At 62.5% G+C, this 4,740-nt stretch carries 6 protein-coding genes; 1 reads left to right on the top strand and 5 read right to left on the bottom strand.

Annotated features, from left to right (window positions below; genetic code table 11):
* Positions 1 to 370 (top strand): uroporphyrinogen-III C-methyltransferase (locus ACXRVY_RS17645; RefSeq protein WP_458237871.1); only part of this gene is annotated, 370 nt, incomplete at its 5' end.
* Positions 371 to 475: 105 nt separating this feature from the next.
* On the opposite strand, the gene ACXRVY_RS17650 is transcribed toward ACXRVY_RS17645, so the two are convergent.
* The 5 genes from ACXRVY_RS17650 to ACXRVY_RS17670 form a co-directional block, all read right to left on the bottom strand.
* Positions 476 to 1,501, bottom strand: a complete 1,026-nt coding sequence (locus ACXRVY_RS17650) for a LacI family DNA-binding transcriptional regulator (protein WP_457265969.1) — start codon at positions 1,499 to 1,501, stop codon at positions 476 to 478.
* 140 nt (positions 1,502 to 1,641) lie between these two features.
* Complete coding sequence (locus ACXRVY_RS17655) at positions 1,642 to 2,250, bottom strand: LysE family translocator (protein ID WP_223463097.1); 609 nt, start codon at positions 2,248 to 2,250, stop codon at positions 1,642 to 1,644.
* Positions 2,251 to 2,303: 53 nt separating this feature from the next.
* Positions 2,304 to 3,143: an AraC family transcriptional regulator gene (locus tag ACXRVY_RS17660; protein ID WP_223463098.1), complete on the bottom strand. Its 840-nt coding sequence runs from the start codon at positions 3,141 to 3,143 to the stop codon at positions 2,304 to 2,306.
* 76 nt (positions 3,144 to 3,219) lie between these two features.
* Complete coding sequence (locus ACXRVY_RS17665) at positions 3,220 to 3,861, bottom strand: DUF1345 domain-containing protein (RefSeq protein WP_223463099.1); 642 nt, start codon at positions 3,859 to 3,861, stop codon at positions 3,220 to 3,222.
* Between the two features lie 179 nt (positions 3,862 to 4,040).
* Positions 4,041 to 4,740, bottom strand: a 700-nt coding sequence (locus ACXRVY_RS17670) for an efflux RND transporter permease subunit (RefSeq protein WP_458237872.1), incomplete at its 5' end; no start/stop codon positions are given.

The following is a 4,740-nucleotide window of genomic DNA, read 5'->3' on the forward strand; positions in this document are numbered from 1 at the left end:
TCCGCTGACTCACCGTGATTATGCGCAGTCGGTGCGCTTTGTCACCGGGCACCTGAAGGACGGTTCCACCGATTTGCCCTGGGCCGATCTGGTGGCCCCGGCGCAAACCCTGGTGTTCTACATGGGRCTGGTGGGCTTGCCGATCATCTGCGAACAGTTGATCAAGCATGGTCGCGGTGCCGATACCCCGGCAGCGTTGATCCAGCAGGGCACCACGGTCAACCAGCGGGTGTTTACCGGCACCCTGGCGGACCTGCCACGGCTGGTGGCGGAGCATGAAGTGCATGCGCCGACATTGGTGATCGTGGGTGAAGTGGTGCAACTGCGCGAGAAACTGGCGTGGTTTGAAGGGGCTCAATCAGACGTCTGAGCACCGCGTCGACCTCAATCGCGAGCAGGCTCGCTCCTACAGGGGATGTGTAAACGACACAAATCCACTGTAGGAGCGAGCCTGCTCGCGATGGCGTCTTAACATTCAACGCAAATTCCCAAGCGTCGACCCCCGCACAATCAACCGCGCCGAAAAATCCACCGTCCGCACCGGACCGTCATCCCCACGCAAACGCTTGAGCAAACACTCGAAAGCGCTCGCGCCAATCTCGGCAGTCGGCTGGGCGAGGGCAGTGATGCCACTGCCCACCAAGGGGTACCAATCCAGGTCATCGAGGGCGATCAGGCCGACATCCTCGAACAGCTTGCACTGCAATTCGCGCAACGAATGGGTGCTGGCCAGCGCCGCGATACCGTTCGCGCAGAACAGCGCTTTCGGGCCGGGACCTGGCGCATCGAGGAAGGTTTTCAGTCGGGCAGTCAGTTCGCTGCCGGTTTCGATGAGCGTGCCGCGAAGCGCCGGACGCTGGGCAATCCGCGCCTTGAAACTGCTGACCCGCTCGATTCGCGAACTGGTGCCGTCATAGGGTTCGGTGACCAGCAGCACATCGCGGTAGCCCTGGGCTTCAAGGTGGGTCAGAGCCATCTCGACCGCCGCCGGGTTGTCCAGCCCGACCAGATCGCTTTCGAGCTGCTCGACCTTGCGGTCCACCAGTACCAGCGGCATTTCCCGGTGCAGTTCGCGCAATTCATCGCGATGGTGGCCGAGAGTGTTCACGATCAGGCCTTCGATGTTGTAGGAACGCAGCAGGGCCAGGTGCTGGCGTTCCTGCTCGTCATCGCGGTCGGTGTTGCACACCACCAGGCTGTAGCCGTGCCGACGGCACGCGGTTTCCACCCCGTGCATCACGGCAATCGAATAAGGATTGCGGATATCGGCCACCAGCATGCCGATCAGGCGGGTTCGGCCGCGCTTCAGGCCGCGGGCCATCTGGTTCGGGCGGTAGCCCAATTCGGCAATCGCCTGCTCGATGCGCAAGGCAATTGCATCGGAAAGCAGGGCACGGTCTTCGCCAATGAACCGCGACACGCTGGCCTTGGAGACCTTGGCGTGTTCGGCCACGTCAAGCATGGTCACGCGGCTGCGCTGGGCGGCGGAGAAATCGTTCACGGTCTGAAACCTTCTTATYGGATTTATAAGGTCGAGTGCTTCGTGAGACAGCACTGAAACCGGTTTCAGAAGACACCAAAATCCAATTCGCCGTCAAGCCCCTAATGGTTGATTGTCGAACAATGAGCGACAAGTGACCGTCAGGCCAGCACGCTCAACCATGCCGAACCCAGCAGCAACAGGCCCATGCAGCGATTGAAGCGTTGCATGGCACGGGGTGAGCGCAACCAGCGGCTTGAACCGGCGCCGAGCATCGCCCAGACCGCGAGACATGGCAGGGAAACCAGAAAAAACACCAGGGACAAATACACCACCTGCACGGCGCGATGCTCGCCACCCCCGGCGAATACGCTGACCACCGCCAGCGCCATCATCCAGGTTTTCGGATTGACCAGTTGCAGGCTGGCGGCGCCCATCCATCCGAGGCGCGCTTCGCTGTTGCGGGCGGCAATGGCAGTCGCCGGGGTGCTGAAAATCTGCCAGGCCAGATAACTCAGCCACGCCACGCCGGCCCATTGCATGACGCTTTGCACAGCGGGCCACGCGGTCAATGATGAACCGATGCCCGTGCCCACCAGCAACACGAGCGTCGCAGCGCTGGCACAGGCGCCGACGATGATCGGCACAGCCGCGACCCACCCGTATCGAGCGCTGTTGCTTAGCACCAGAATATTGGTCGGGCCGGGGGTGATCGAAGCCACAAAGGCAAACAGCAGGAACGGCAGTAACGTCGGGAACGAGGGCAGCATCGCGGGCTAACTCCGGTGAAGATCAGTGAAGTCGATCTTCACAATCCCGGGGGTTATCTGTCTGGAAGATTTGAGCAGCGTTTGCGGTACAGCGCCGGCGTCAGGCCGTAGGCACGCATGAACCAGCGCCCCAGATGGCTCTGATCGGCAAAGCCCAGCGCCATCGCCACCGCCGCCGGTTGTTCGCCACGGGCCAGCAGGCGGCGGGCGGTGGCCAGGCGGAGTTGCACCAGATACGCGTGGGGCGCCATGCCATAGGCAGCCTTGAACGCGCGGGAGAGGCGGAAGCGGTCGACGCCTGTGACGGCGGCCAGTTGATCGAGGCCGATGTCGTATTGCGCGTTGGCATGCAGGTATTCCCGGGCTTTCTGTGCCACCCGCGGCAGACGCGGGTCCTGGCCATCGCGGGCGCGCCAGTGCAAGTGGCTGGTCAGGCGCTCGAGCAAACCGTCGAGGGCGGTCTGGCGGACGATCTTCAGTTCACCGCGATGCAGGGTTTCAAACGCCAGGCTGGTGGCCTGGGCCAGACGCGCATCGCAGGCCAAGGTGGCGGCGAAGCTGAGCTGGCTGTTGTCGGGGGCATGGTCGAACACGGCACTGAGTTCACGCTGCAACCACTGTGGGTCGAGGTACAGCATGCGGTAGGTGAAACCGTCGGCGGTCGGGGCTTCGCCGTCATGGATGTCACCCGGTTCAAGCAGAAACACCTTGCCCGGCGTGCTCTGGTGCCTGGCCCGTCGGCAATTGAATTGCTGGACCCCTTGCTCGGTAACGCCCACCAAATAGCTGTCATGCCAGTGCGGGTCGTAGGCGTGACCTTCGAAATGCGCGCGCAGGGTCTCGATGCCGGTGTCGGCATCCTGGGCCAGGTCGATCCAGTTGTGAGTGTTCATGGGGTACCTGTGAAACGGTTTGCCGGGCTATTAAACGCCTCGGCCGAGGACCATGCCTAGAACGTTTGTGCAGGCATCAGCCGAACAGGCCTGCGGCGATGTTGATCGAGAACCCGAGAATGGCGGTGTTGAACAAAAAACCGATCAACGACTGCGCCAGCACGATCTTGCGCATGCCCCGGGTGGCGACGCCGACATCCGAGGTCTGCACCGCCACGCCGATGGTGAACGAGAAGTACAGGAAGTCCCAGTAGTTGGGTGTCGTCAGGCCTTCGGCAAAGCGCAGCGCCGGTTCCTTGCCGTCCCAGATGTAATACAGCCGGGCGTAATGCAGGCTGAAGATGACGCCGATCAGTAGCCATGAGCCGATGACGGTCAGCGCGGTGAAGCCGTAGTGCAGCAGCTTGCGGGTGGTTTCCAGGTCTTTGCTGCCGGCCAGTTCGAAGGTGATGGCCGCCAGGCTGGCCAGTGCCGCAATGCACACCAGCGCCAGCACCAGCCCGGCGTTTTCGTCTTCGATTTCGGCGATGCGTTTTACGTCAGTCGCTTTCGAACGCACGGTGAGCCAGAACATCAGCAACAGGTAGATCCAGACGCCGGCATTCCAGCCGATGAGGATCTTGCCGATCGGCGAATCGGCCGGAACCAGAATGCCCACCGCGATGCCCAGCAGGATGGCGGCGGACAGGCGAGGGTGGGTGCGTGCGAGGAAGATCATGGAGGCTCGTTGGATTGGGGCTGTGCAATCACCTTAGCCCAGGTGAACACATTCTTGAAATCACTGAGGCCCCCTGTGGGAGCGAGCTTGCTCGCGATAGCGGGCTGACAGTCAACACAGTCATCGACTGACACACCGCCATCGCGAGCAAGCTCGCTCCCACAGGGACCAGTGTTTGGTCAGGTGTTTTTATGTCGCTTGCGCACCAGCTTCATCACCACCACAAAAAACACCGGCACGAACACCACGGCCAGGGTCGCGGTGATCATCCCGCCGATCACCCCGGTGCCGATGGCTTGCTGGCTCGCCGAACTGGCGCCGGTGGCGATCGCCAATGGCACCACGCCCAGGATGAACGCCAGCGAGGTCATGACAATCGGCCGCAACCGCAGGCGTGCCGCTTGCAGGGTGGCGTCGATCAGGTCGTGGCCTTCGTCGTACAGGCTCTTGGCGAACTCGATGATCAGGATCGCGTTCTTCGCCGACAGGCCGATGATGGTGATCAGCCCGACCTTGAAGAACACGTCGTTGGGCATTCCGCGCAAGGTCACTGCCAGCACCGCGCCGAGCACACCCAGTGGCACCACCAGCAGCACCGAGGTCGGGATCGACCAGCTCTCGTACAACGCCGCCAGGCACAGGAACACGATCAACAGCGACAACCCCAGCAGGATCGGTGCCTGGCTACCGGACAGGCGTTCCTGYAACGACAACCCGGTCCATTCCTGGCCCAGGCCTGCCGGGCCTTGCGCCACCAGCCGCTCGATCTCGGCCATGGCCTCGCCGGTACTGTGGCCCGGCGTCGGTTCACCGGAAATGCTGATTGCCGGGTAGCCGTTGTAGCGGGTCAACTGCGCCGGGCCCTGAGTCCACTTGGCC

This window comes from Pseudomonas sp. P5_A2_2 (assembly GCF_054177685.1).